The 26135-nt window shown below is 48.7% G+C and carries 22 protein-coding genes; 8 read left to right on the top strand and 14 right to left on the bottom strand.

All coding sequences use genetic code 11. The features are described 5' to 3' along the window. Positions 1–61: 61 nt before the first annotated feature. The 6 genes from KNO73_RS00480 to KNO73_RS00455 all read right to left on the bottom strand — a co-directional run bounded on the left by KNO73_RS00480 (position 62) and on the right by KNO73_RS00455 (position 7413). Positions 62–994, bottom strand: a complete 933-nt coding sequence (locus tag KNO73_RS00480) for a YsnF/AvaK domain-containing protein (RefSeq protein WP_078146453.1) — start codon at positions 992–994, stop codon at positions 62–64. A 236-nt stretch (positions 995–1230) separates the two neighbouring features. Then, positions 1231–2274: a LacI family DNA-binding transcriptional regulator gene (locus KNO73_RS00475; RefSeq protein WP_078146452.1), complete on the bottom strand. Its 1044-nt coding sequence runs from the start codon at positions 2272–2274 to the stop codon at positions 1231–1233. A 54-nt stretch (positions 2275–2328) separates the two neighbouring features. Beyond that, positions 2329–3831 (bottom strand): alpha-amylase family glycosyl hydrolase, encoded by a 1503-nt coding sequence (locus tag KNO73_RS00470; RefSeq protein WP_214689326.1) that lies wholly within the window; start codon positions 3829–3831, stop codon positions 2329–2331. 23 nt (positions 3832–3854) lie between these two features. After that, positions 3855–4688, bottom strand: a complete 834-nt coding sequence (locus tag KNO73_RS00465; protein ID WP_015880984.1) for a sugar ABC transporter permease — start codon at positions 4686–4688, stop codon at positions 3855–3857. 1 nt (position 4689) lies between these two features. Continuing rightward, entirely contained in the window at positions 4690–6042 is a 1353-nt protein-coding gene (locus KNO73_RS00460) for a sugar ABC transporter permease (RefSeq protein ID WP_015880983.1), read from the bottom strand. A 105-nt stretch (positions 6043–6147) separates the two neighbouring features. Next, the gene (locus tag KNO73_RS00455) at positions 6148–7413 is read right to left on the bottom strand and encodes an extracellular solute-binding protein (protein ID WP_078146451.1); all 1266 of its coding nucleotides are present in this window, start codon (positions 7411–7413) and stop codon (positions 6148–6150) included. 370 nt (positions 7414–7783) lie between these two features. Between KNO73_RS00455 and KNO73_RS00450 the strand changes: the two genes are divergently transcribed. Further along, complete coding sequence (locus KNO73_RS00450) at positions 7784–9568, top strand: glycoside hydrolase family 13 protein (protein ID WP_078146450.1); 1785 nt, start codon at positions 7784–7786, stop codon at positions 9566–9568. Between the two features lie 159 nt (positions 9569–9727). Then, on the top strand, positions 9728–11086 hold the full coding sequence (locus KNO73_RS00445) for an MATE family efflux transporter (RefSeq protein WP_215111901.1): 1359 nt from the start codon (positions 9728–9730) through the stop codon (positions 11084–11086). 23 nt (positions 11087–11109) lie between these two features. On the opposite strand, the gene KNO73_RS00440 is transcribed toward KNO73_RS00445, so the two are convergent. After that, the gene (locus KNO73_RS00440; RefSeq protein ID WP_214689328.1) at positions 11110–11871 is read right to left on the bottom strand and encodes an enoyl-CoA hydratase/isomerase family protein; all 762 of its coding nucleotides are present in this window, start codon (positions 11869–11871) and stop codon (positions 11110–11112) included. Between the two features lie 123 nt (positions 11872–11994). Here KNO73_RS00440 and ybaK point away from each other — a divergent pair, with 123 nt between their 5' ends. From ybaK to KNO73_RS00410, 6 genes are all read left to right on the top strand, one after another. Next, the gene (gene ybaK, locus KNO73_RS00435; protein ID WP_159561895.1) at positions 11995–12459 is read left to right on the top strand and encodes a Cys-tRNA(Pro) deacylase; all 465 of its coding nucleotides are present in this window, start codon (positions 11995–11997) and stop codon (positions 12457–12459) included. A 19-nt stretch (positions 12460–12478) separates the two neighbouring features. Beyond that, complete coding sequence (gene pssA / locus KNO73_RS00430) at positions 12479–13177, top strand: CDP-diacylglycerol--serine O-phosphatidyltransferase (RefSeq protein WP_074037646.1); 699 nt, start codon at positions 12479–12481, stop codon at positions 13175–13177. Between the two features lie 88 nt (positions 13178–13265). Further along, positions 13266–14015, top strand: coding sequence for a carotenoid biosynthesis protein (locus KNO73_RS00425; RefSeq protein WP_214758423.1), 750 nt, complete (start codon positions 13266–13268; stop codon positions 14013–14015). Next, a complete protein-coding gene (locus tag KNO73_RS00420; RefSeq protein WP_214758425.1) occupies positions 13981–14679 on the top strand; it encodes a lysophospholipid acyltransferase family protein in 699 nt (232 codons plus the stop codon). Before KNO73_RS00425 ends, KNO73_RS00420 begins: the two co-directional genes overlap by 35 nt. Beyond that, a complete protein-coding gene (locus KNO73_RS00415; protein ID WP_214685851.1) occupies positions 14676–15743 on the top strand; it encodes a glycosyltransferase family 2 protein in 1068 nt (355 codons plus the stop codon). The genes KNO73_RS00420 and KNO73_RS00415 overlap by 4 nt, the downstream gene beginning before the upstream one ends. Before the next feature lie 26 nt (positions 15744–15769). Next, complete coding sequence (locus KNO73_RS00410) at positions 15770–17236, top strand: phytoene desaturase family protein (RefSeq protein ID WP_214685849.1); 1467 nt, start codon at positions 15770–15772, stop codon at positions 17234–17236. A gap of 442 nt (positions 17237–17678) precedes the next feature. On the opposite strand, the gene KNO73_RS00405 is transcribed toward KNO73_RS00410, so the two are convergent. The 7 genes from KNO73_RS00405 to KNO73_RS00375 all read right to left on the bottom strand — a co-directional run bounded on the left by KNO73_RS00405 (position 17679) and on the right by KNO73_RS00375 (position 26070). Continuing rightward, positions 17679–18518 (bottom strand): phytoene/squalene synthase family protein, encoded by an 840-nt coding sequence (locus tag KNO73_RS00405; protein ID WP_214685847.1) that lies wholly within the window; start codon positions 18516–18518, stop codon positions 17679–17681. Continuing rightward, positions 18487–19965, bottom strand: coding sequence for a phytoene desaturase family protein (locus tag KNO73_RS00400; RefSeq protein ID WP_215111900.1), 1479 nt, complete (start codon positions 19963–19965; stop codon positions 18487–18489). Before KNO73_RS00400 ends, KNO73_RS00405 begins: the two co-directional genes overlap by 32 nt. After that, positions 19962–21455, bottom strand: a complete 1494-nt coding sequence (locus KNO73_RS00395) for a phytoene desaturase family protein (RefSeq protein WP_215111899.1) — start codon at positions 21453–21455, stop codon at positions 19962–19964. Before KNO73_RS00395 ends, KNO73_RS00400 begins: the two co-directional genes overlap by 4 nt. Before the next feature lie 69 nt (positions 21456–21524). Then, entirely contained in the window at positions 21525–22556 is a 1032-nt protein-coding gene (locus KNO73_RS00390) for a class I SAM-dependent methyltransferase (RefSeq protein WP_214685835.1), read from the bottom strand. Positions 22557–22655: 99 nt separating this feature from the next. Beyond that, the gene (locus KNO73_RS00385; RefSeq protein WP_015880968.1) at positions 22656–23039 is read right to left on the bottom strand and encodes a YisL family protein; all 384 of its coding nucleotides are present in this window, start codon (positions 23037–23039) and stop codon (positions 22656–22658) included. Positions 23040–23152: 113 nt separating this feature from the next. After that, complete coding sequence (locus KNO73_RS00380) at positions 23153–25711, bottom strand: sensor histidine kinase (RefSeq protein WP_215111898.1); 2559 nt, start codon at positions 25709–25711, stop codon at positions 23153–23155. Next, entirely contained in the window at positions 25708–26070 is a 363-nt protein-coding gene (locus KNO73_RS00375; RefSeq protein WP_015880966.1) for a response regulator, read from the bottom strand. The genes KNO73_RS00380 and KNO73_RS00375 overlap by 4 nt, the downstream gene beginning before the upstream one ends. Positions 26071–26135 lie beyond the last annotated feature (65 nt).

The raw sequence follows: 26135 nt of genomic DNA, 5'->3' as shown, positions 1-26135 counted from the left end.
TGGCGAAAAAAAAGATGGTCCCTTAGAGAGAGCCATCCTTGTCGAGATACTGGTCAATCGATTAGAGGCGGTCACGCTCATCGCGACGCGTGTGATCATGATCGCGGTGACGAAGGTCATCATCCCCTTCGATATGCGCTTCTTCTTTACGCAACGTCTCACGTACCTCTTCCGTATCTTTGACTTTTTCTTTGCCTACGACAATTTCTTCGGCCACGACATCTTTTTTCGTCACATTGACACGTTCTTCCGTGACTGGAACGCGAATCTCATCACGTTCTGTCGTCGCATCATAAGAATGTCCTGTCGCTTCACGGTCTCCGTCGACGCGGCGGCGTTCAACATACACTTCGTCGCGCTCTACTTCAACGTCCACGCGTTCTTCACGTTCGACGACATCTTTATCGACGCGAACTTCACCGGTTTGCACACGTTCCTTGTTCACAAGGAGACGCTCTTCGTGCAACTCGAGTTTCTGTTCGTCCGTCAAGTCCGTACGGTTACGGATGTCTTCGTCCATATCATTTAAACGGTTAGCGCCAATCCCAGCCCCAGTTGTGCCAAGGTTATGAGCAGTCGTGTTACCTGCCTCATTCCCTTCTGAACCATAACCTGCTGATGTGCGACCGCCCTCGAACGTATCGTTACGACCATTATCGAACACGCCGTCATTCGTATCTAACAAGAGAACCATGCCACCGTTCTCGATGTCTTGATGGTAGCGCGCTGTCTCTTCTTCTGAAAAACCGAGTTTATCAAAAGTGTGACGAACTTCATCTCCTTCGTCTGCTACTCCGAAAAAGCGATCAAGCCATGACGCTTTCGTTTCTTTTACTTCTGCATCCGTTGAACCTTGAACCATTGAAAGGTTCGATTTATCTTTCACTACTACGTATAAATCATCTTCGCGATGCCCTTGAGCACGAAGCTCATCAATTTTTGAAACAAGCTCTGACTCCTGATAGTAAGTACCTACATAACGTTTGTTATCCATGATTGTATCTCCCTTTCAAATTTTTTATTTTTTGGTTGTTGGTTTGGCAGATTCACAACAATCTGCTATTTGAACCGGTAATGTGAATGTTCCCCCACGCTTTCTTTTCAAGCACTGTTTTCACATTTGTAATCTTTATGTAATATTATGACTTTTGACCGATTGATTATTCTACTATTGTATGCGTCTAATTTTTGTACAAAAAAATTCTTCCACAGGATGCGGAAGAATTTCGTTTAATCGACGACTTCTGTTTTCTTTTTCTGACCACATGATTGTCGAACGACTAAATAGTGCGGAACGATGACGCGTTTCCCATAAGGTGGAGCGTTATCACTGATTTGTTCGATCAAACAGTTCGTCGCCTCGAAACCGAGACCGAAGATGTTAATTTCGACCGACGTGAGTGGCGGGTTCGAGTGTTCCGCGATATACACGTTATTGAAACTGACGACCGCGACGTCCTCTGGGATTTTGAGCCCCATCTCGCTTAATGTGCTGATGACGCCGAGTGCCATCATATCGTCACTGACAACGACGGCTGTCGGTGGTTCCTCATTTTGTAACAGTTCACGCACGGCCTTCGCGCCGCCCTTCGTCATGAATTCAGCCCGGGCGATGTAATCTTCGCATACCGGGATGCCTGCTTCCATGAGGGCCGTCGCGTACCCGTTCCGACGATCTTGTGTGACGGCGAGTTTATCCGATCCCCCGATGAAGGCGATGCGACGATGACCTAAGTTATAAAGGTGTTTCGTCACTTCACGACCAGCCAAATAGTTGTCCGTATCGACGTAAGTGATGGAAGAAGCGTCCCCGAACGGCTTACCGACCACGACGAACGGAAACTTCGTTTGACGTAAGTATTGGACGACTTGGTCGTCTTCACGTGAATAAAGAACGATGACACCGTCGACACGGCGTCCTTGTACCATCTCGATCACACCGGACAAAACTTCTTCTTCTGTCACGCCGGTCGTCATATAAAGCGAGTATCCATTCTGGTGCGCCTTCGTGCTAATTCCTCGTAGCACTTCCGGGAAGAACGGGTTTTGAAGCGTCTTTGTTGCCGCGCTCGGCATGACGAGACCAATCGACTGCGTCGAGCGGTTAGCGAGACTTCTCGCATGAATGTTCGGATGATACCCGAGCTCTTCCATGGAACTTCTAACCCGTTCTTTTGTCTTTTGACTGATTCTTGGGCTGTTGGCGATGACGCGAGAGACTGTCGACGGCGCGACGTTCGCGTGCTTCGCCACATCTTTGATTGTGATTTGCATGGTGTTCCCCCTGCTTCCGTGAGTTCGATTCGTGCCTTGCGGCGTTTCATGTCTTTATTTGCGGCGCTTCCACATGACCAAACCAGTCAAGAAAATCGGAATCGTAACGACGAGCAAGCCCATCATCCACGGATTGACCGAAGATTCCTCAACGATGTAAGCGTTCGCACTTTCACCAGACAGTTCAATTGTAAACGTTCCGCGCTGATCTGTGACCAGTTGTGAGAATAAAAGACCACGAAGTCTCGTATCTTCCCCGATTTCACTGACATCAATCTCAATCTCCCGATCGTCACGATTCATGTTGATCGCATAGAGCGCGACGTCATCTCCGTCTTTCCGTTCGAAGACGGCCATCCCGTCTTCTGAGGCGATCATGCGCTGCTCTCCTGTCGCAAAGACCGGATATTCTTCCCGCATGCGGTTCATCGTCGCGACGTATTCGTGCAACTCTTCATTTCCCGGGAATTCCGTCATGACACGGTTCGCCGGGTCGGTTCCACCGGTCTGCGCATTTTCTGTTCCTTGGAAGACGATCGGCATACCAGGTGACGCATAAAGCGCGAACAACCCGAGGCGTAATCGTCGTTCCGCTGATTCCACACCGCCGAGTTCCGCCATATGCATGAAGCGTTCGACATCGTGATTATCGAGGAACGTCGCCATCTGGTTCGGGTCGTTGAAGAACGTTTCGGCATAGCTTGCGGCAACGTCAATCTCATCGACGTTCGCTTGCTGTTGCGTCATCGTTTTCGACACCCGGTCATAAAACGTAAAGTTTGTGATGCTGTTGAACCCGAGATCGTCATATTGCGCGACGTATTGCGGGTCTGGGTCGAACACTTCGGCGAGTAAGTAAAAGTCTGGGTCGACCGACCGCACACCTTCGACAAAGTCTTTCCAGAACGCTTTATCGACGTGACGAACCGTATCGAGGCGATAGCCGTCGATGTCTGTCTCTTCGATCCAGTACTTCGCCGCGTCAATCAAATACGATTTGACTTCCGGATCCTCTGTTTTGAAGTCAGGTAAGTCGAACAACCAGTGCGTCTCGACTTGCTCCTGGTCTTTCCAAAATACAATCGGTAACTGTTCATGGAACCATTCCGGCTTTTCTTTAACCCACGGGTGGTTCGGACCGACATGGTTGACGACGAAGTCGAGAATGACTTTCATGTCGCGCTTGTGCGCTTCCTGAACGAGTTCCTGTAAATCCTCTTTCGTCCCAAACTGTGGGTCGATGTTATAAAAATCTTTAATCCAATACCCGTGATAGCCGTCCGGCATATTTTCAAAAACGGGTGTCAACCAAATCGATGTGAAGCCGAGTGATTCGATATAATCGAGCTTCTCGATGACCCCACGGATATCGCCTCCGTGAAACGCTTTCGGATCATCTTTGTCCACCTGTTCATTGTTGTCCGGATTCCCGTCAACAAATCGGTCGACCATAATAAAGTACATGCGTTCTTGTTCCCAAGTAGCGGCTTCCTTTGCCCCGACGACGGTCGGAAACAAAAGAAGCGACAGGAGCACGAGCACGACGCCTCGCCTCATATCGCTTCCTCCTTTTACGAGTATTATCCTTTCGTACCACCCGCTGTGAGGCCAGAAACGAAGTAGCGTTGGAACATGAAGAACAAGATAACGATTGGAAGGGCCGAAAGAACCGCACCTGCCGCGAATAACGTGAAGTTATTATCGAACTGTTTCGAAATCATGTTGTAAAGGCCAACTGCCAACGTTTGTTTCTCTGGTGAACGAAGGACGAGCGATGCCAAGATAAAGTCGTTGAATGGTCCCATGAAGTTAAAGAGAGCAATCGTTGCGACAATCGGCTTCGCGAGCGGCAAGATGATTTGCCAGAAGATTCGGAGGTGACCGGCACCATCCATGCGGGCTGCTTCGTCAAGTTCTTTCGGAATCGTGTCGAAGTACCCTTTCGCCAAGTACGTGTTCATCGGAATCGCACCACCCGCATAGAGCAAGATGAGCGCTGTATGTGTGTCAAGAAGGTTGAGCATGTTGAGCAATACATAAATCGCGATGATCGCAACGAACTGTGGCACCATCTGAAGGACGAGGAACAAGACGAGCGAGTTCTTCCGTCCGACGAAGCGGTAACGTGAGAAGACGTATCCGGTAATCGTCACCAAGACGACAGAGAGTGCCATCGTGATGAAAGCGATTTTCAACGTGTTCACATACCATAAACTATAATCCGAAATCGTTAGGTCAAACAAGTTTTTGTAGTGAATAAACGTCGGGTTCGACGGAATAATCGTTGACGTAATCGTACGCCCCGGGTTGAACGATGTACCGACAACCCAAAGCATCGGATAGAGAATGATGATCGACGCAAGCGTCAAGATGACATACGAGATCGCCAAATTGATTCGTTTTTGTTTTTTCATATCAGATCATATCCTCGTCTTTGAAAGATTTTGTCCGACGGAACTGGATCACGGCAAGTGTCATGATGAAGAATGACAGGATGAGTGTGATCGCAGCCGCAAGTCCGTATTGCGGGTTGGCACCGAGAGACAATTTGTAAATCCAAGAAATTAAGATGTCGGTACCGCCGGCCGTTTGTCCAGGTACAGCAGGGCCACCGCCATTAAAGAGATAGATGATGTTGAAGTTGTTGAAGTTGAACGTGAACTGCGTGATCAAGATCGGTGCTGTCGCGAACAAGAGCATTGGCAATGTGATCAAGCGGAACTTGTCAAAGATTGTCGCTCCGTCAATCGTCGCCGCTTCATACAAGTCACCAGGAATCGACTGAAGCACACCCGTCATGAGCGTCATGATGAACGGGAAGCCGAGCCACCATTGAATGAGAACGAGTGCCGTACGTGTCGCTGTCGGGTCGGTCATCCAGTTGACCGGGTCAAGACCGAGTGCCGGCAAGATTGTCGTATTGAACACCCCGAACGATTCGTTGAACATCGAGCGGAAGATCAAGATCGTGATGAATGCTGGGACCGCCCATGAAAGAATCAAGATCGAACGGAACAAACGACGGAAGCGAAGTCCTTCTTGGTTCAAGAGTACCGCAAGGAAGATCCCGATTGCGATGACACCTGTCGTTGAAGCGACCGTCCAAACAAGCGTCCAGCCGAGTACGCCGACGAACGTGTCACGGAAAATATCGATTTCAAAAATACGTGTAAAGTTCTCGAATCCGACCCATTCGACGAGTTTCGCTGGTGGTGCGTTGTTGTAGCGATAGTTCGTAAAGGCGATCAAGAACGTAAAAATCAATGGAAGAATAACGGTAAACACTAACAAAATGAGTGATGGGATTAACATTAAGTATGGGAATCCATGGTCACGCAAGTTGCGAAGTTGCATTTGGAACGATGGAAGGTTTAGATGCTGATCACGAGCGCGACCGACACGATAGGCGTCACGAATGTTCCAAACATAGAACGCGATTCCGAAGAAAAGTAAAATTAACGCGACAATCCCCTCGACCATCAAGAAGATGGAGTGGTCGTTACGAGGTCCTGGCACTTCACCAAGCGTGATCAATCCCCAAAGTCCTCCACGGTCACCTGGTCCGGCGCCCGCCCCTTTGAAAAATAGATCATAGTTTACGGCAAAATAAGATACGACGACGATAAAGAACGCTACCGCCTTCGCGTATTGTTTGTTGTATAACTGTCCGAGTCCCGGAATGATGGAAAGTAGTCCCGCGTTCCGAGCATGGTTTGTAGGCTTGTCCGGGCGTTGGTCCGGTGATTTAGGGTTCGCAATTGCAGCCATCCTCAGTTTCTCCTTTCGATTTGAGCAAATCAATCAAGCAAACGTTTGCTCAATGCTAGAAAATGATGGGGAACGCCATGTGACGTACCCCTTCATCTCAATTCCTTATTGGTTGTTCGCTTGGATTTGTTGTTCGATGACTTTCACTGCATCGTCTGCAGATTTTTGTGCATCTTGTTTACCAGTTGCTACAAGCTGAAGTGCTTGTGCCATTGGCTCCCAAACTTGTCCCATTTCAGGAATGTTCGGCATTGGGATTGCGTTTGTTGCTTGGTCGAATACCGCTTTCGCAACTTCGTTCGACGTGATTGTCTCGTTCGACTCGAGTGCTGCTACTGGCGGGATCTCGTTGTATGCTTCAAACATTGCCAATGCGTTTTCTTCATTCGTCAACTCTTGAAGGAACATTTCAGCCCACTCTTGGTTTTCTGTGTAAGCTGAAAGGGCATATGTTTTCACACCCATGAACGTCTTGATTGGCTCACCGTTCGGAAGTGTTGGCATTGGAGCCGCTCCGAGGTTCACGCCTGCATCTGTGTAACCAGCCACAGCCCATGGTCCGTTCATGACTGAATGAGCTTTCTTCTCAGTGAAGAGTTGGTCCATCGCTTGGCCACCAGACTCACCGATCAACCCTTTAGGGAAGAGGCCTTCTTCGTACCATTTACCGATGTATTCGAATCCTTCAACTGCGCCTTCGTTGTTCAAACCGATATCCGCTGGGTCGAGTGCGCCACCGTCTTCTTTGAACACGTATCCGCCGAATCCAGCGACAACACCATGTGCGAAGTAGAAGTTATCCCAAAGTGCGAGGAATCCGTACTGCCCGTCAGCTTTCACATCGTTTGATAACTTGTAAAGGTCGTCCATAGATGCTGGAGCTTCAGCCATCAAGTCTTTGTTGTACATGAGAATTGGTGTCTCAACTGATTTTGGATATCCGTAAGCTTGACCATCGTACATGACAGCTGATTTCGCAGCGTCTGTGAACGCGTCAAGCGATCCTTCGTCAGCGATTGGAGCCAAGTGACCTTGGTCTGCGATTGTACCGATCTGGTCGTGTGGTACGAGCACGATGTCTGGACCTTTTCCAGCTGGACCGTCAAGCGCAAGCTTGTCTTTTTGGTCTGTCATCTGTACTTCGACAACTTCAACTTTTACGCCATGCTCTTCTTCGAACGCCTTCGCAACTTCTTTCGTTGTTTCAGACTTTTCGATGTCTTCCCAGACGACGATCTTTTCAGGTTTGTTCTCGCTTGAAGAACCACCTTCGTTAGAAGATCCGTTGTCCGTTCCGCCACCACATGCAGCAAGTGCACCGAATGCGAATACTGCTGTTGAAAGTCCTGCTACCATTTTTTTCATCTTCATGATGAAAAACCTCCCCAAGGAAATAGTATGGTCAGATTTGCGCAATCGCACGACCACGTCAATTTTAAAACTCCGCTACGAAATTGACATGGTAGTGAAAACGTTTGCATCCTCACCTCAATTTTTATTATACAGTTGTGAAAGCGTTTTACAAGTCTTTTTTTACACTTTTTTTACGTCTGTTGACCCATTTATGTAATTTTCAAATGTTTGTTCTTAAATCTTCACTTTTTATGCGTTTCAGCAATTGACAAAATGTAAACGCTTTATTAACCTTTGCTTGAGCAAACGTTTTCGCAACATCTGTTCTCATGGATTCCCGATGTTGTAAAATGATGTCATCCCCTATAAAGAAAGGAATGTTTTCCTTATGATGAAAGAAGCGATTTATCATCGTGCCATGTCCCCGTTCGTCTACAAATATGATCGTGAGACGATCCATATTCGTTTCCATACGAAGCGAGGCGATATCGAGTCGGTCGATTTGATTTGGAACGACCCATATGATTGGCACGCTGAAGACCCAGCCATGTGGAACTTCGATCCGGACAAGCCGAGCTACTGGCGTACATACGAGACTCCAATGGAGAAGATCGGGTTTGACGACGCCTATGACTATTGGTTCATCGCTATCAAACCGCCGTTCCGACGTCTACGTTACGGTTTCCGTTTGAATGATGGACAAGAGACGGCCGTCTACACTGAAAAAGGATGGTTCGAGGAGAAGCCGCTCGATGATACGGGCTACTACTTCTGTGTCCCATTCATCAACCCGATCGATATCTTCCATGCACCGTCCTGGGTGAAGGATACGGTCTGGTATCAAATCTTCCCGGACCGTTTCGCCAATGGCGATGCTTCACTCAATCCTGAAGAGACGCTCCCATGGAACTCGACAGAGCCGACGACGACAAACTTCTTCGGTGGCGACTTCCAAGGAGTGATCGACCATATCGATCATTTAGTCGAACTTGGGATCACCGGCATCTACTTCTGCCCGATCTTTAAAGCGACGACGAACCATAAGTACGATACGCTCGACTATATGGAAATCGATCCGCAGTTCGGGACGAAAGAGAAATTTAAAGAGATGGTCGATCTCTTGCACGAGAACGGCATCAAAGTCATGCTCGACGCGGTCTTCAACCATGTCGGATATCATCACCCATGGTTCCAAGACGTCGTCGAGAACGGGCCATCTTCTGAGTATCGCGATTGGTTCTATCTTCGCGAGTTCCCGATTGCGACAGAGCCGAAGCCGAACTACGACACCTTCGCATTCGAAAAGAACATGCCGAAGATCAATACAGAGCATCCAGAGTTAAAAGCCTACTTATTAGATGTTGCCCGTTACTGGGTCGAAGAATTCGGTATCGACGGGTGGCGTCTTGACGTCGCTAACGAAGTCGACCATGCGTTTTGGCGTGACTTCCGCACGGCGGTCAAAAATGCGAACCCGGAAGCCTACATCCTCGGGGAGATTTGGCACGACGCACAGCCTTGGTTACAAGGTGACCAGTTCGATGCCGTCATGAACTACCCGTTCACGAATGCGAGCTTGAACTACTTCGCCCTCGACCGGACGACCGCTTCGGAGTTCCGTAACGAGCTGACGCGTGTCGAGATGATGAACACGATGAACGTCAACGAAGTCACCTTCAACTTGATCGATTCGCACGATACACCTCGTGCGTTGACACGGGCGAAAGGACATAAAGGCAAGTTCAAACTCTTGATGACGTCGATGCTGACTTATACAGGTAGCCCATGTATTTACTACGGGGACGAAATCGGACTTGAAGGCGAACAAGACCCGGGTTGCCGTCGCTGTATGCCATGGGATGAAGCCGAAGAAGACCGTAACCTCTTCCGCTACATCCAAAAGCTCATCCAGCTTCGTAAGGACCACCCTGTGCTCGCAAATGCCGGCTCGTATCGCTTCAACCTGGTCGACGATGCGAACAATGCGGTCATCATCGAGCGGTGTACGAAAGATGAGACATACTTGGTTTACTTCAACAACTCAGACTCTGCTTCGAAACTGAATCCGCTCGGTTATACAGGAGCAGCCACGGACCTCTTGCATGACCGCGACCTCGACTCACTCGAAATCGAACTGGCGCCATTTAGTGCTGCTATTCTGAAATTGAAATAAATTCGAAAATCACCTGATTTCTTCGGGTGATTTTTTTGTTGAAAATAATTTAGCAAACCCCTTTCTTTTTCATTTCATAAGGAGTAAGATGACCTTTGACATTTTTATAAAACAAATAGTTAACAGAAAGAATTATAGAGAAAAGGGAGAATACACTACATGCAGACGAAACAAACGGAACAGCTCACCCTGTTCAAACTGTCGTGGCCGATTTTCATCGAACTTGCCCTCCATATGGGAACCGGGATCATCGCCACATTGATGCTCGCTCACTACTCAGACGCCGCCGCCTCAGCCGTCGGGGTTGCCAACCAAATCTTAAACGTGTTCTTGATCGTCTTTAGTGTGACGTCTGTCGGGGCGACCATTTTGATCGGTCAGGCCATCGGGGCTGGGCGCATGAAGAAGAGTCGTGACTTCGCCCGCTCCGCCGTCAGTTTGAACATGTGGCTCGGTGCGATCATGGTCGGCGTCATCTTCTTGTTCGGCGAAACGTTCTTACGCCTGTTCGGTCTATCGGACGAACTGTTTGCACACGGGTTGTTGTTCCTGCAAATCGTCGGCTTGTCGTTATTCACCGAAGCACTCATCATGGCGCTCAGTTCGATCCTCCGGAGTCACGGGATGACGAAACACGCCATGCTCGCGACGCTTCTGATTGATATCATCACCGCCATCGGTGCCATTTTTGCCGTTACCGGCTGGTTTGGCCTTCCGGTCACAGGCGTTGCCGGTGTCGCTTGGGCCATCGTGATCGCACGATTCGCCGCTATGGTTCTCTTGTTCTGGCTCGTCAAACGGAAGCTCATGATCCGCTTCCCGTTAAAAGAAGTGATTCGTCCGAAGAAAGACGACATCCAGTCACTCCTTCAAATCGGTGTTCCTTCTGCCGGGGAGAACTTGTCGTATCAGGCATCCCAAATTATCATCACTGGATTTATCGCGACGATGGGCGAGGCTTCCCTCGCTGCTCGGGTGTACGTGATGAACTTGTCGATGCTTGCCTTCTTGTTCACCGTCGCCGTCGCGCAAGGGACCCAGCTTTTGATCGCACGGGATATTGGAGGGAAACGTTTTAAAGAAGCCTATCATCGTGCCGTCAAGACCTTGAAGATTGCCATGTTCGCTTCGTTCGTCGCCTCTCTCGGTTTAGCGGTGTTCAGCGAATCGCTACTCGGTCTCTTCACGTCAAACCCTGACATCATCGCGGTCGGTGTGCCAATCTTATGGGCGACGCTCATTTTAGAGCCGGGTCGCGCCATGAACATCGTCTTGATGGGGTCATTGAAGTCTGTCGGGGACGTCCGCTTCCCGGTCATGATCGGAATTGCCTCGATGTGGGGCGTCGCCGTGGCGTTCAGCTACTTGTTCGGTCTTCAAATGGGACTCGGCATCCTTGGGATTTGGCTCGCCTTCTCCCTCGATGAGTGGTTCCGCGGATTCTTCGCGTTCCGTCGTTGGAAATACGGGACATGGCAACAAAAAGGCTTCCAGTTCGAAGCAAAATCAACCACGTAAAAAAGCGGCCGCAGCCGCTTTTTTCATTTCATCAAGAATGCCTGCATCGCTTGGCGGTGCACGTCCGTGTCCCCACACTTCCGTTGCCATTCGATTTCTTCATTCAATCCATCCTCAAATGAAGCGGCTCGCATGAGCGCCTTCATCCCTTGAACAGCGACCGGTGATTTCGCAGCGAGTGTCTCCGCATATGAAGTCAATCGCTCCGTATACATCGCATCTTCCACGAGCTCGGTGACGAGCCCGAATGAACGCGCGGCCTCCGAGTCAATCGTACTGCCACTCCAGAGCCAATCTAACGCAAGGTCGTCGCGCATGAGTCGACGCAGGTGATATGGACCGCCCGCATCCGCGACCAACCCGATTTTAATGAACGCCGAGCTGAACTTCGTCGACTTGGCAACGATTCGAACGTCTGCCGCGAGTGCCAAGCTGAGCCCTGCTCCAGCCACGACACCGTGAATCCCTGCGATGAGCGGTTTACGACTTGAGAAAAGTGCACGTACGAGCGGATGATACACGTCTTCTAAATATTCCCCATAGTCCGCATCGCTCTCGATCGTTAAATCTTGTCCGGATGAGAACGCTCGTCCCTCACCGACAAGGACGATGACGCGAACGGCGTCGTCCTGTTCAAATGTGTCGATTGCCGTTTTCATTTCACGAAGCAACGTCTCGTTCAAGGCGTTTAGCTTTTCAGGTCGGTTCAGTTTCAACCACCCTACCCCATTGTGTGTCGTCAATTGAATCGTCTCCACTTCCATTCCCCCTTCAAAATGAATCACTGTTCATTTCTTCGTCATTGCTTCAAACTCCTTCCTTTACTGAAAAGTTTTTTGAAGTTCAATTGCCGGGAAGTTGGTTGATTTGCTATTCTAAAAGGAGTCGGTCACGAAAGGATGAGTCAGATGCAACTGACAAACGCCGCTCGGCAACTGAAACAGAAGAAGATTCCGTTCACCTATCATACGTATGAAGTCGATGACACCGATGTCTCAGCTAAACATGTGGCGATGACATTGAATAAACCGCTCGACGAACTGTATAAAACGATTTGTCTCATGAACGAGAAAAAGCAATATGCCTTCTTTCTCATCTCTGGAGAGCGTGACATCGATTTAAAAGCAGCCGCTAAAGCTTGGGGGGCGAAGAAAGCATCGACCGTCCCGATGAAAGAGCTCGAGACATTGACCGGTTATATTCGAGGAGGAGTCTCTCCGATTGGGGCGAAGAAGCCGTTCCCTGTCTATCTGCACGAAGCAGCTCAAGACAGAGAGACAATCACCATTTCTGCTGGAAAACGCGGCTATCAAATCGAATTAACACCTGAAGATTTACTGCAATTTACAAACGGGCACTGGTTCAGCCAATGACCTTACTGGGGGCAAAATTATGTGGAAAGAACGTATCCGTTCGTGGGTCCCAAACTCCTTTACGTTCGGAAATTTATTTTGTGGTGTCGTCGCCATCGTCTACGCCGCACGTGGTGACTTCTCAAACGCCACACTGTTAATCATCATCGCGATGATGCTCGACAGTTTAGACGGGCGCCTCGCCCGTATGCTCGGGGTCGCTGGCGATTTTGGGAAAGAATTGGACTCACTCGCTGACATCGTCACGTTCGGGGTCGCACCGGCGATGCTCGCTTATTACACCTTCTTTATTGATTACGGCAATTATGGATTGTTTTTTGCGGCACTTTTCCCGCTATTCGGTGCCTATCGCCTGGCTCGCTTCAATTTATCAGCGACAAACGTTGCAGCGAGTTACTTCTCTGGTGTCCCGATCACGGCCGCCGGGGGACTTCTCGCTGTCATCACAACGTTCGGTGACCGCGTCAGTGAACTGTTGACACCGATTTTCTTCACAGGGCTCGCCTTGTTGATGGTCAGCCGTGTTCGCATCCCGAGTTTTAAAGATGTACCATTGCCACGTCACTCGTTCATCATTACCATCAGTCTCGTCTATGTGACGTATATGATGTTCGCACGTTGGAAAGAATGGCCGACATTTTGGTTCATCGCCATCCCGTTCTATGTCTTATTCATCGCCTTTTCGTTCGTGAAAAGACGAAAACGGATGGCCAATTGAGAGTCTCGTTCAGCGAGGCTCTTTTTTGTACATGCATTTGTTAGACGAAGACTTCGATGAGCTTTAGAATGAAAGAAGAGGTGATGGAATGAAAGTGTATCCGTTTATTTGGAAATGGTTTATTGTTTGGTATTTCATTGGGTTGATTTTAGTTGGATTCGACCTGCTTCCGCCTTGGCTCGAGTGGGCAAACCCCGTCTTTTTATGGCTAGCCGGGGCGATTGGTGGAACGATTCTTTATCAAGGGATTCGACAAGGAGCTTGGATTGTTCCGTTTATTTTCTTCGGTTCAATCGCTGTGGAGACATTCGGCGTGAAGACGGGATTCCCGTTCAGCGAATACGTCTACGCTGAGGCGTTCGGTCCGACAGTGTTTGGAGTCCCTGTCACTATCGGTGCGGCATGGCTTGCCGTGATTGGCTCTAGTTTTGCCGTGGCCCGTCTCTTCCCATTCCGCCACAATATTTTATGGCTCGTTCCGATTCTCGCTGTATGGCTCGATATGGCAATCGATCCCGTAGCGGCAAACGTGAAAGGCTACTGGGAATGGGCGAATGACGGCTTGTACTATGATATCCCGACACAAAACTTTATCGGTTGGTTCGGGTTATCCCTTATTTTCTCATGGTTGTTACAGCGTCACGAACGCGCTGTTGATTCCTTGTTCATCCGGCACGGCGTCTATTTGTTCGTCATGCTTCACGCACTCTTCGGTGTCACGGCTGTCAATGCAGGTCTCTATGGCATCGGGCTCCTCAGCATCCTCACATCCGGAGTGATTCTACTTGAAAGGAGGGGGCGCGATGATCGAGTCACACAAAAAGAAATGGTTCAATAACCTGTTCTCGACGTTCGTGCGGGAACGTCAAATACGTCCCACCTTCCATAACATTTATATCCGAACGGACGACGTTCCGACCCCCGGATTATTTTTAAGTACACATAGCGCGTGGTGGGACGGTCTCATCATGTATATGATCAATGAACATTTTTTACGACACGATATTCATGTGTTGATGGATGAGGATGGACTACGTCGCTTCCCGTTCTTTCGACACCTCGGTGCCTTCTCGGTGAAAAAAGGAAGTCTCTCCGATGTACGGGTCTCACTGGCTTATGCGAATGAATTGCTCGCGTCCGGGAAATCCGTCTGGATGTTCCCTCAAGGACAAGAGATGCCACAGGAACTTCGACCTGTCGAAATCGAGTCTGGCGCGACGTTGTTACTGAACGACCGCCCCGTCCAATTATGCGCCATGTACTATTCGTTTGAGAACCATGCGGAACCCCTTGTATATGTCCGCTTTCGAACAGTAGTCGTGACGTCGACGACACGACGAGCTCAGAAGCAGGAAATCGCGCAAGCACTTGAAGCGCTCTATGACGACGTGCGACAAGACGCCATCATTCGGTCTGATGCCTATGTGCCGCTCTTTCGACCACGTCGTAATCTTGCTGAATGGACAGAAACGATGTTCCGACTTGGGAGGGGACGTTCATGATCTTATGGCTGCTCACCCTCTCGATGTTTATCTTTACCCTAATCAATCTTTCGTTCTTGAGACCGCTCGCCGACCCAGGACGCACACCGGCGACAGCCGTCTGCATCCCGATGCGCAATGAGTCGCGTCACGTCGATCGACTGATTTCAAATTTAAAGCAGGCGATACCGGATGGGACTCATGTTTATATCTACGAGGACCGCTCCGAGGATGATACATATGAAAAATTGAATCGCGCAATCGGTAACGATACCCGTTTTACCGTCATCCAAGGTGTTCCTTTGCCCCATGACTGGGCCGGAAAAGTTCATGCTTGTCATCAACTAGCATCACGCACGACTGAACCGTATCTTCTCTTTTTAGATGCGGACGTCACGATCGATTCGAGTTTTATCGCCCGCATGCATGCCACGCTCGCTCGAGAGCAGGCCGTCTTTTTATCAGGTTTCCCTCAATTTCCGACATCCACATTTCTCGGGAAATTGTTGATTCCGATGCAACACGTGCTCATCGCCCAACATCTGCCTTTGTTTTGGCGTAAAGTGAAACACCCCGCATTTGCCGCGGCGAATGGCATGAACGTACTCGTCGAGCGGAACAGCTACGAGGAAGTTGGCGGACATGCTGCTATTCGAACGTCGTTGATTGATGATATCGATTTATGTCGAACGTTCAAACGTCATCAAAAAGTCACGTCACTCGTTCAAGTCTCCCCGTTCATCTCCTGCGACATGTATGAAACGAATGAAGAAGTGTGGACCGGGTTTTCAAAGAACGTATTCAAGGGAATGAATGAATCAGTAGGACTCGCCTTGTACTTCATGACATATTACGGCATCCAGTTGACGGCTATGCTCGCTTGGATCTTTTCACCGAGTTGGCAGACGATTAGCGCAGCGATTTTCGTGCTCCTCGCGCGTCTCGCTGTCGATCTGAAATCAAATGGGTCCGGTACATGGTACCATCCACTCAGTTTAATCGCTTACTTGACCTTACTCGGGAATGCCGTCATTCGTAAATGGAGACGGTTGCCCATCACGTGGAAAGGTCGTCACTATTCCTAAGCAGACGTCTAAAGGGGGACAATTGTATGAAACAAATCATAGTGATTGGGGCTGGTCTCGGTGGACTAAGCGCCGCCGTCACGCTCGCAGCACGAGGTTATGACGTCACGGTCATTGAAAAGAATCAACATGTCGGTGGCAAACTCATGCCCATTATAACCGACGGTCACCGGTTCGACTTTGGTCCAAATACGATCACGATGCCGGATGTATTTCGTTCAGTCATTCGAAATAGCGGGGCCAATCCGGATGACTATTTTGAGTTAATCAAGCTCGATCAACATACCGTCAACCACTACACAGACGGGTCATCCTTCACGTTCAGTGCCGATCGGGCAAAACTTGAGGTCGAAGTACGGCGTTTGACCGGTGACCAGTTGAAACACAATCAGATGCGTGCCTATCTAGATGAAGCGGAAAAGCTGTTCGACATTGCGAATAAGCGCTTCTTCACACAAATGGACACAAAGTTGGATCCCGGTCTTTGGGCGGACATGGTCAAAGTGCATCCACTTCAAAGTTTGCACGCCCTTCACAAGAAGTATTTCAAGGACCCACGCATTATTCAGGCGCTCGACCGCTATGCGACGTACATTGGTAGCAGCCCATACGTGACACCAGGTACGTTCGCCCTTATCGCACATTTGGAATTGAATGAAGGTGTCTATTTTGCGAAAGGTGGAAACTGGAATATCGCAAAAGGGTTCGCCAAACGGGCGAGCGAACTCGGAGTGACGTTCCGACTCGGTCATGAAGTGACGAAAATTGATGTGTTGAACGGAAAAGCACATGAGGTCGTCGTCGATGACCAAGAAGTCATCTCGTGTGATGCCGTTCTTCTCAACGGTGAACTCTTGACGCAATACCCGCGACTCGTTGACGCGAAAGACCGCCCATCTTTCCCAGTCCCGACACGCGATACCGTCGAACCTTCGATTTCCGCATTCGTCATGATGGTCGGATTGTCCAAACGATTGAATTTGGCACACCATAACGTCTATTTCTCAGACGACTATGAAAGGGAATTTAAAGCACTCTTCCAAGAAGAGCGGTATGCGGACGAGCCGACAATCTATATTTCGAATTCTTCCGCCACCGATCCGTCGATGGGCGAGGCAGGAGACAACCTGTTCATCCTCGTCAATGCTCCGGCACATCTGACCGAAATTGATGCAGATACGTATGAGCATTTGATTCGCAGACGCTTACGTATGTTCGGTGTGGATTGGGAAGAAGAAGAGGTGCTCTACCATAATCGGGTGACCCCACAAGATTTGACCCGTGATTTTTATGCGTACTATGGGGCACTTTATGGCACATCGGCCAACTCGAAAAAAGGAGCGTTTTTCCGTCCTGCACCGCGGTCGACAGACGTATCGAACATCTGGTTTGCTGGTGGTTCGACTCATCCTGGCGGTGGCAGTCCGATGGTGACGCTTTCAGGACAATTCGCTGCACGCTCGATGTTAGAGGACATACCTCTGACAATATGAACATTTTGTGAACGCGAGTTTCGACACTTGTCGACAATTGAAAGACGTGATAATATCATATTCGAGTTCAAGCAGTTCTGTAACGTTTGTTACACCTGTAGCGATCGAATGGCTTCCCCGAGCCTCATCGCGTTTTGAACTTGTCACACCCGAGAAAAAGTGATGAGCGAGTTTCCCCACTCGTATCCCGTAGTCGAGACAGCTTGCGTATGATGTTCCCCTTTAGTCCATCAAGCATCCTGTTTCGACGAAGATGTCCCAACTGATTCATTCCCCATGAATCCCGGCACATCTTTAGGGCTTCATCACAAACCGATTCATTCATTTCCCCGATGAATGAATCACATAACGCTTACGCCACTTTTGGTCCCCCGCCAAAAGTGGTTTTTTTGTACGCAAAAAACTGTAGACGCCATCGAGCGTCTACAGGGAATCAAATTGCTTATAGTTTTGCCAACAACTTTCCTTTTTGTAAGGTCGATACGTATGCTCGCTTCGTGAAGACGTCATGTCGATTCGCACGGGCCGCATCAAGGATCCCTTCATAGAGAAGAGCTGCTGCTTGTACCGGCTTTCGACTCGCAAGTGGGTACAGATGATGGGTTTCCCGTGCCCGTGCATACAAGAACTCTGCTCGATTCGCCAAGGCCTCCCATAGATCGATAAAGACAGGGGTCACTTCTCGTTGTTGTAACATCGCTTCACTCACACCGTACTGACGCATCATCGTACGTGGTAAATAGATGCGGTCTCGATTCAAATCTTCACCGACATCTCGTAAAATATTGGTCAGCTGCATCGCAATGCCAAGGTCGATGGCGCCTTGTCTTAGCTGACGTGTCGTCGCTTCGTCCTGATTTGGGACAAGGATCGGGAGCAACATCAAGCCGACCGTACTCGCTGCATAATAGCTATACTGCTCGGTCTCTTCTAGCGTCTCATACCGTGACTTATGTAAGTCCCATTTCATCCCTTCCGCCAACTCAAAGAATGGTTCGACGTCCATGTCATAGCGTTTCCATACATCACGAAGGGCAACCCATAGTGCTTCATCTTGGTCGTAACCAGCTAAAAAGCGGTCGAAGTCATGCAAAAATGCTGCCAAACTCTCTTCTGGACGGTCTGATTCATCGACCGCATCATCGAGGGTGCGACAGAACGTATATACTGCCATGACCGCTTGACGGTCTGGTTTTGAGAGCAAAGAGAAGGCCCGGTAAAAGGTTAACGAGCCCTTCTTCATGATTTCCTCACATTGACGATACGCTTCTTGTGTCGTCACGATGCATTGCCCCCATTTCTTCTTCCATTTTTTTCACAAGTAATTGCGACCCAATCATAACGATGGGGACGCCACCGCATGGATGGACGGATGCGCCCACCGCATAGAGGCGTTCGATTTTCGGGAAGGGTCTCGCTTGTGGTTTGAAGGCGGCTGACTGAGATAACTTTGGTGCAACCCCAAAACTTCCTCCTTCGAACAATCCGAATCGCTCAGCATCCATCGGTGTCCGGACTTTCATCTCGATGACGCGTTCACGGAAATCAGGCATGAATGCCTCGATTCTTCCTAATAGGTGTTCGATTGTCCCTTGTGCCTCAAAGTCTTCTCGTTCCAATTTTCGAGGAACCGGGACAAGAACATATAATACACTCGTTCCTTCTGGCGCGAGGGTTACATCCATTCGCGATGGATTAAAGGTGTACATCGCTGGATACTCACTTAGTTTACCATCCTCAAAGATCGTACGCATCGATCCTTCAAAATCATTCGGTAAATCGAATTGGTGAATCGGTAAGTCGAGTTCGCCGTTGACGGCGAAATAAAGAAGTAACGTACCGCTTGACGGTTCATACGTCTTTGGCGTCACACCATCAATCAGGCGCTCCATGAGTGGAAAATCACCGTTCACGACGACTGCATCATACGGTACATATTCGTCATTTACCGTGACTCCATTGGCCACCCCGTCCGTGACATGGACACGATTGACGGTAGCATTCATCTCGAAATGAACACCTCGACGCTTCAACTCTTGTTCCATTTTCGTGGCTAGCGAAAAATATCCTCCTTTTACATACCAGACTCCTTCTTCTTGTTCACGATAAGGAATGAGTCCATATAACGAAGGAGTGGCATAAGGATTTCCGCCGATATAGAGCGTTTGTAAACTATATGCGACACGTAAACGTTCGTCTTCAAAGAAGCGTTTCATATTCGCATGAGCCGTCTCATATGCTTTTAACCGCATGAGAAGGAGAAGCAGTTTAGGCTCGAACAACTCCGCTTTTGAGGCATAACTACGATCTAAAAACGTATCGAAGCCAATCCGATACTCTTCTTTCTTTTGGGACATGTACTGACGGAAGGCATCTCCTTCGCCGAAAGTTCGTTCGATTTCTTCCGCCTGTCTCTCGATTTCCCGATATTTATAGAATGATGTCCCGTCTTGATAACGTAAGCGGTAAAGTGGATCGACTTCAATCAACTCCACTTCATGTTCAGGAAGACCCGCCTCAATCAGTTGTTGTTTCAGTTTACTCGGCAATAAGACGATGGTTGGACCTTCATCGACTTTCGCCCCATTATCGAATTCCACGTAGTTCAAGCGTCCACCGACCCGGTCCTCTTTCTCATAAATCGTGATTTGAAGTGACGGATTGCGTTTCGTCAATAAGAGGGCGGCATATAGTGTACCGACCCCTGCTCCGACAAAGCTAATATTCATCGGCCGACACCTGCACGGTCACGCAAAAGGTTCGTCGTGATCCGCGCTGATTCAAAGATGGTCGGCAGCCCACTTCCTGGGTGGGTCCCACCGCCGACGAGCCAGACGTTGTCGAGCTCTTCGAATTGGTTATGCGGGCGGAAATACATCATCTGCGATAAGTTGTGCCCTAGATTGAACGTTGCACCTTCATATACACCAAACGCTTCCCAGTCCTCAGGCGTCAACGCCTCCATCACCTCGATGTGTTGACGGATGTTTCGGTAAGGGGAACGTGTCTCAAGCGCGTCGAGAACGCGCTCTGTCATGGTCGCTTGTAACGTCTCCCACGGGAGGCCAGATAAATTGTTCGGCACCGGTACGAGAACGTAAAGCGATGACTTGCCAGGAGGCGCAAGTGTCGGGTCGATGCGTGAGGCATTCTGTACATAAAACGAGAAGTCCTCGCTCAATTTCAATTCTTGTGTCATCTCTTTGACATTCAATTCATAATCGTCCGCGAAGTGAATCGAGTGATGCGCCACATCTTCGTAGATGTGATCGAGCCCGAGATAAAGCATGAATGTCGAGCACGAGTAACGCTTCTTCTTGAGTTGAGTCGGACTCCACTTCGTTAGTTTACCGTCTGGAACGAGCGACGTCATCGCATGTGCGAAGTCAGCACCAATCACGACTTCATCAAACGCATAATGGACACTCCCGGACACGAGACCCGTCACGTTCCGACCATCCATGAGAAGACGCTCTACCGGTTCGCCTAAACGAATGACGCCTCCCTCTTCTTCAATCACTTTCGCCATCGCATGACACAGCTGGTTCACTCCGCCAATCGGGTGATGCACTCCGTAGGCGTGTTCCATGTAAGACAAGATGGAGAATCCACCCGGACATTCCCAAGCGGACATCCCTAAATATTTGGCCTGGAACGTGAACGCATACTTCAGTTCTTCGCTCGTGAAGTACTCGGACAAGACGTCATAAAGCGATTTACCGATTGAGAGAAACGGTAGCGCCTTAAGTACGCGCAACGAGACATAGTCAGTGAGCTTGTCATGTGCGGTCTGAAGCACAGGCATCAATTTAGACAGTTTGATCGCCTGTTCACTCATGAACCGCTCGTAGCCTTCCCCATTCCCAGGAAATTGTTCTTCGATGGCACGATACATCTGATCACGATCTGTTGTCATCGAGAGTTGACGCGTCCCACGGTCAAAGTACAAATCATACATCGGCTCCAATTGTTTCATCTCGACATAATCATGCAGATTACGTCCCGTCTCTTCAAAAATTTCTTCTAAAATATAAGGCATATTCAAAAACGTAGGTCCTCGGTCGAACGCAAATTCGCCTACTTCTAAGCGTGACGTTCTGCCGCCTACAAACGGTTGTTTCTCAAATACGGTGACGTCTACCCCGCGATGCGCCAGTAGCATCGCAGCAGCCAATCCACCGGGTCCTGCCCCAATAACGGCAACTCTTTGTTTCGACACACTCAACAACTCCCTATGTGAATAGTCTCTTATGCTTCTCTATCATTATAGGAATGACGGGAGACAAGTTCAATTTTGAATCGGTTGATTGAGCAGGTTTGTCTTTCCTCGCTCGGCGATGACGATATACCAAGAACCTTCCGGAATGAATGGGATGAAGCGGATTTGTTCAAAACCGACTTCTTGCATCTGCCGGCGCAATTGTGGAATGGTCGGAAGCGGGTACAAATTATCGTGGAGTGTCATGAATGCATTGAACGCGGAAGCGAATCGTCCACCGAGCGCTGTTTCGGCGAGCGGCGTCACAAGAACGGCGACCCCCTTCTCTTCTAATCGTTCCCGTAGTCTCTCAAGCAACTTGACCCGCTCTTCCGGCGAGAAATAATACAGCATATTGTTCATCATCACCGCATCAAATTGCTCGTCTGTTTCCCAGTTCATGAAGTCGGCGACCTCAAAATGAATGTCATCACTCTCGTCTCGTGATCGTGCCTCTTCAATTACCTCTTCCTCTAAATCGATGCCCGTCAGTTCCCAACTCGGTTCGAGCGCTTGTAGTTTACGTAAGTAGCCGCCGTGCCCACATCCAATATCGAGCATCGATTCGACATTTGCCTGTCGTAACAATTGTTGAACGATCGGAAATGCGACCGTTTCGACGAGTGTCGACGTCTTCGCGACGACTTGACCGTGTTCAGCCCCATCAAACGTCTTTTGCTTCCCAGACTCTAAAAACTCCGGATAAGCGATTAACGCTGGGATATGAAGCTCCATCATCTCTTGAAGCATGAACCCAATACTCCGTTCATCGTTACCGGATAATTGATATTTCAATCCACGCGTCGGATAGTAGCGCCAACCTCTCTTCTTCAAATGACGGACGGCGACCCCGACTTCTAACCAACGCTCTAGTGCAAGTTGTGTCAATGGGCGTTTTAGACGTAAATTCATCTCCGCCATGCTCGCGCCACCTTGAAGCGCATCGAATAGTCCGAACTTGTAGCCGATATAGCCGTGCCATAAGGGTAAAAATGATTCAGTTTGTTTCATCCATTTCCGCGCGTGTAAAACTCGTGTCCATTCCATCATCTGTTGATCCATCGTTTCACCTCATCGTCGTAATTACTGATTTTTTATTTTCCCCTAATAATTTGTGTACAAACAAAAAAATCCCACTTCGGTGTGCGAAGTGGGAACGTCTTATTGAATAAAGCTGTTGAAGAAAGATTGTCCATAAGGCAATGCATAGCCGATGAAAATCGTAATGAGCGCCAAGACGATAAACCCGCCAAATAGTCCGTTTGACGGTTTTTTCTTTTTGACTTTGACGAGCGTCATCTCACCGAAGATCAAAGTTAATAAACCGACCGTGATTTTCACGTGATAGAATGTCCCGCCACCATTCAACTGAAGGTAGAGATAAAGTCCTGTTCCGAATGCGATGAGTAACATGAGTCGAAACGCCATATGTGCGATCTTTCCACTCTTGTTGCCGTTCTTATAACCGATATAGGCCACGGCAAACAAAATAAGTAACAAAATCCAGCTCGTAACGTGCGTGTGCAAGAATGCAATCAGTGGCATTCAAATGCCCCCCTTTATGATGTTGTACAGTCTTCATTGTACACGAACTCTCTCCCGATTGGTCAAGCGAACGATTCTAAAAAACGAGCCATCCTCAAGGGATGGCCCATATATTATACAGGAGTCGTCTCTGCCTCTTGGACAGCATACTCATAGCTTGGAATTTCAACGATGAACGTCGAGCCCTCATGCTGAATCGATTCCACATGGATCTGACCGTTGTGACCACGGACGATTTCTTGACAAATCGGTAATCCGAGCCCCGTACCGCCGATTTCACGACTGTCGGAGTTGTCGACACGATAAAACTTATCGAATAAGCGATCGAGCGCGTCGCTTGGAATCCCGATTCCCTCGTCCTTCACTTTAATGGACACGATTTGCTCGTGATGCGCAAGTTCCACCGTGATTTTTCCACCTCGTGGAGAATACTTCACAGCGTTCGACAATAGATTACTCATCAACTGTTTGAACTTCTGGCAATCGACGAATAATTCATATGGACGTGCATCATCCGCAATCAATTCGAATTCATGTTTCAATGACGATGCCTCATAGAACGTCAACATGTCTCGGACGACCGGCTCGATATCAAGCTGTTCCCGGTCGTACATTTGGCTACCGGACTCCATTCGCTGCACATCGAGGAAGTCGTTGACAAGATGTGTCAGACGCTCCGTCTCGGAGTGAATGGTCTCCAAGTATTTAGCCTGTTTTTCATTCGGCAACTGTTTCTTGACCATCAGTTCAGTGAATCCATAGATGGACGAGAGCGGCGTACGCAGTTCATGCGAAATCGTTGAGATAAACTCACTCTTCAATCGCTCCGCCTCTGTTTCACTCGTGATATCACGGAAGACGAGAAGCGTACCTTTTGAAAGTCCACCTACAATGATGCGTTCCGCATACATCTGCAAGTTCATTTCGCCCTTACGAATCGAGAAGCTGACACTGTCATGTGGGAAATCTTCGGTGAACAGGCGATTCGTATACTTCGTAAAGTCCTCCGCCTGATCGACCGTTTCAACAAGACGATTCCGCCATTCTTCCCACGTTTCTTCTTCAAGGTCTTGTGAACTGACGTCACTTAACTCAGGGAACATCTCATAGAGTGGACGGTTGACGAACACGTCATTCGTCGAGTGGTCGATGTAGACGACCGCTTCTCGAATCGAATCGAGAATTCGCTCCGTCTTTCCTTTCTCCCGTTTCATCTCTTCAAATAGACGCATCCGTAAGAGAGAAAGCGAGAGCTGACGAGCGAATGACATGATGTCGCCCATCTGGGTTTGGGTGAAACGATCTTTGTATCGGACCAGATAGATGAACGCGATGATTGAATCATCTGTCGGGTCATGGACCGGTACCGCCGTCTCAAACATATAGTACGGATACGGGAGCGGATGGTCGCTCGCGACTTGTTTCGACGAGTGTACCGTCGTCTTCAATGTCATCGCGCGCGTCAATACGGAATTTTCGCTATCGAGCAACTGACGAGACAACGTATCGTTCAAGCCGTGGCTCGTCACGCGATACGTACCCGCTTCATCCACGAAAACGAGTGCACCGACCTCTGAATCTGTAATCGTGACCAGTTTCTCGATGATTTCCGGATAGGCCGTAAGCGAATCGCGTGACGCTAACGTCTCCGTCAATTCATTCCGATACGCGAGGTGTTGCTCGTTTTGTTGCGTCTGTTCTAAAATTTCTTCTAGTTCTTGTTGCTGTGCCTGCAATTCTTCTTGTTGGGCAATCAACTCTTCTTGTTGTGCTTGCAACTCATGGTTTTTTTCAATCAAATGTCGTTCATTGTCACGAAGTGTCTCAGCCATCTTATGGAACGATCGAGACATCGTCCCAATCTCATCTTCTCGTTTCATCTGATCGCTCAAATCAACGATTTCCCCTTTTAACAAGCGGTTCGATGCGATGGAAAGTCGTGAAATCAAACGTGTTTGACGGCGTAGGAACGGCTGGACAAACAATAAGATCAATACGGCGAACGAGGCGATGCTCATGATCCACAAGAATTGAAGCATATTGTTGTTCTGTCGCCATTCAACGTAGACGGCCTCTTTTTCAGATGCCATCAACTCACGATATTCTCCGAGCGCAGACTCTACCTCATCAATCGGTCCGAGGATGTCGATTCCACGTTGCGGATTAAATTGGACGAGTCCTTGATCAATCAAGCGCTGAGCCGTCGGCAACTCGGCAATCGTTTGAGCATCGATAAACGTCTCTGTGACTTCCCCATCTTGTTGCGCTTGGGCATATTCATACGTCACCGGAATGATCACATCATAGTAAAAGTCGTGGAACTGCTGAAGATCTTCTGCGAACAATTCTCCTTGGCGCGTCTGAACTTGTGTTTTGAACCAATTGATTTCTTGTTGGAACTTCGCCTCATTCGCACGTGAACGTTCGAGCGATGCTGTGTCGCCGAACAAGAGATATCCTCGTGTATCATATTGGTCAGCCTGCCACTCATCCCAAAGCGTAGTCAAACGGTTAACGCGTTCATCGACCTGACGCAATCTCGCCTCGTTCGCCTCCAAACGGTTCTCGATATAGACATAAGTCAATGCCGATCCGACCAATGCAATGACGAGGAAGGAATAAAGGGCGACCATGATGTCGCGTCCGAGTTTTTGTTTAAACCACCTTTTCACTTCACGATGCCTCCTATGATTTTGACGAGTTCAAGTGGGCTGAACGGTTTAGAAATGAAGTAGTCGACACCAATCTCGTTCGCGCAATCACGGTCAGATTGTTGGCTTTTCGCCGTCAACATCATCACTTTCGTCTCTTGTCGCCCTGGTAACTTCCGTACTTTTTCAATCACTTCAAGCCCTGTCATACCGGGCATCATATGATCCACAATGACCAAATCATATTCATTTTCTTCAATCAATCGATAGGCCTCAATTCCATCTTGTGCCTCGTCGATGTCATATCCTTCATCTTCTAATGTATCCATAACAAGCATGCGTAGCACTTCTTCGTCTTCCGCAAGTAAGATTTTAACCATAATTGTTCCTCCATTTTTTATCCCATTTTTTTATTTTAACGGATTTGTAATTGTTACACAAAATA

The organism is Exiguobacterium sp. s83 (assembly GCF_018617095.1).
GTDB lineage: Bacteria > Bacillota > Bacilli > Exiguobacteriales > Exiguobacteriaceae > Exiguobacterium > Exiguobacterium profundum.
The sequence above is the reverse complement of the archived record's forward strand: the minus strand, read 5'-3'. Positions and strand labels throughout refer to the sequence as shown.

Excerpts from the sequence above, each read along its gene's own strand:
- KNO73_RS00480 (WP_078146453.1), bottom strand. The coding sequence starts at position 994 with ATGGATAACAAACGTTATGTAGGTACTTACTATCAGGAGTCAGAGCTT.
- KNO73_RS00475 (WP_078146452.1), bottom strand. The coding sequence starts at position 2,274 with ATGCAAATCACAATCAAAGATGTGGCGAAGCACGCGAACGTCGCGCCG.
- KNO73_RS00470 (WP_214689326.1), bottom strand. The coding sequence starts at position 3,831 with ATGAGGCGAGGCGTCGTGCTCGTGCTCCTGTCGCTTCTTTTGTTTCCG.
- KNO73_RS00465 (WP_015880984.1), bottom strand. The coding sequence starts at position 4,688 with ATGAAAAAACAAAAACGAATCAATTTGGCGATCTCGTATGTCATCTTG.
- KNO73_RS00460 (WP_015880983.1), bottom strand. The coding sequence starts at position 6,042 with ATGGCTGCAATTGCGAACCCTAAATCACCGGACCAACGCCCGGACAAG.
- KNO73_RS00455 (WP_078146451.1), bottom strand. The coding sequence starts at position 7,413 with ATGAAGATGAAAAAAATGGTAGCAGGACTTTCAACAGCAGTATTCGCA.
- KNO73_RS00450 (WP_078146450.1), top strand. The coding sequence starts at position 7,784 with ATGATGAAAGAAGCGATTTATCATCGTGCCATGTCCCCGTTCGTCTAC.
- KNO73_RS00445 (WP_215111901.1), top strand. The coding sequence starts at position 9,728 with ATGCAGACGAAACAAACGGAACAGCTCACCCTGTTCAAACTGTCGTGG.
- ybaK (WP_159561895.1), top strand. The coding sequence starts at position 11,995 with ATGCAACTGACAAACGCCGCTCGGCAACTGAAACAGAAGAAGATTCCG.
- pssA (WP_074037646.1), top strand. The coding sequence starts at position 12,479 with ATGTGGAAAGAACGTATCCGTTCGTGGGTCCCAAACTCCTTTACGTTC.
- KNO73_RS00425 (WP_214758423.1), top strand. The coding sequence starts at position 13,266 with ATGAAAGTGTATCCGTTTATTTGGAAATGGTTTATTGTTTGGTATTTC.
- KNO73_RS00420 (WP_214758425.1), top strand. The coding sequence starts at position 13,981 with ATGATCGAGTCACACAAAAAGAAATGGTTCAATAACCTGTTCTCGACG.
- KNO73_RS00415 (WP_214685851.1), top strand. The coding sequence starts at position 14,676 with ATGATCTTATGGCTGCTCACCCTCTCGATGTTTATCTTTACCCTAATC.
- KNO73_RS00410 (WP_214685849.1), top strand. The coding sequence starts at position 15,770 with ATGAAACAAATCATAGTGATTGGGGCTGGTCTCGGTGGACTAAGCGCC.
- KNO73_RS00400 (WP_215111900.1), bottom strand. The coding sequence starts at position 19,965 with ATGAATATTAGCTTTGTCGGAGCAGGGGTCGGTACACTATATGCCGCC.
- KNO73_RS00390 (WP_214685835.1), bottom strand. The coding sequence starts at position 22,556 with ATGGATCAACAGATGATGGAATGGACACGAGTTTTACACGCGCGGAAA.
- KNO73_RS00385 (WP_015880968.1), bottom strand. The coding sequence starts at position 23,039 with ATGCCACTGATTGCATTCTTGCACACGCACGTTACGAGCTGGATTTTG.
- KNO73_RS00375 (WP_015880966.1), bottom strand. The coding sequence starts at position 26,070 with ATGGTTAAAATCTTACTTGCGGAAGACGAAGAAGTGCTACGCATGCTT.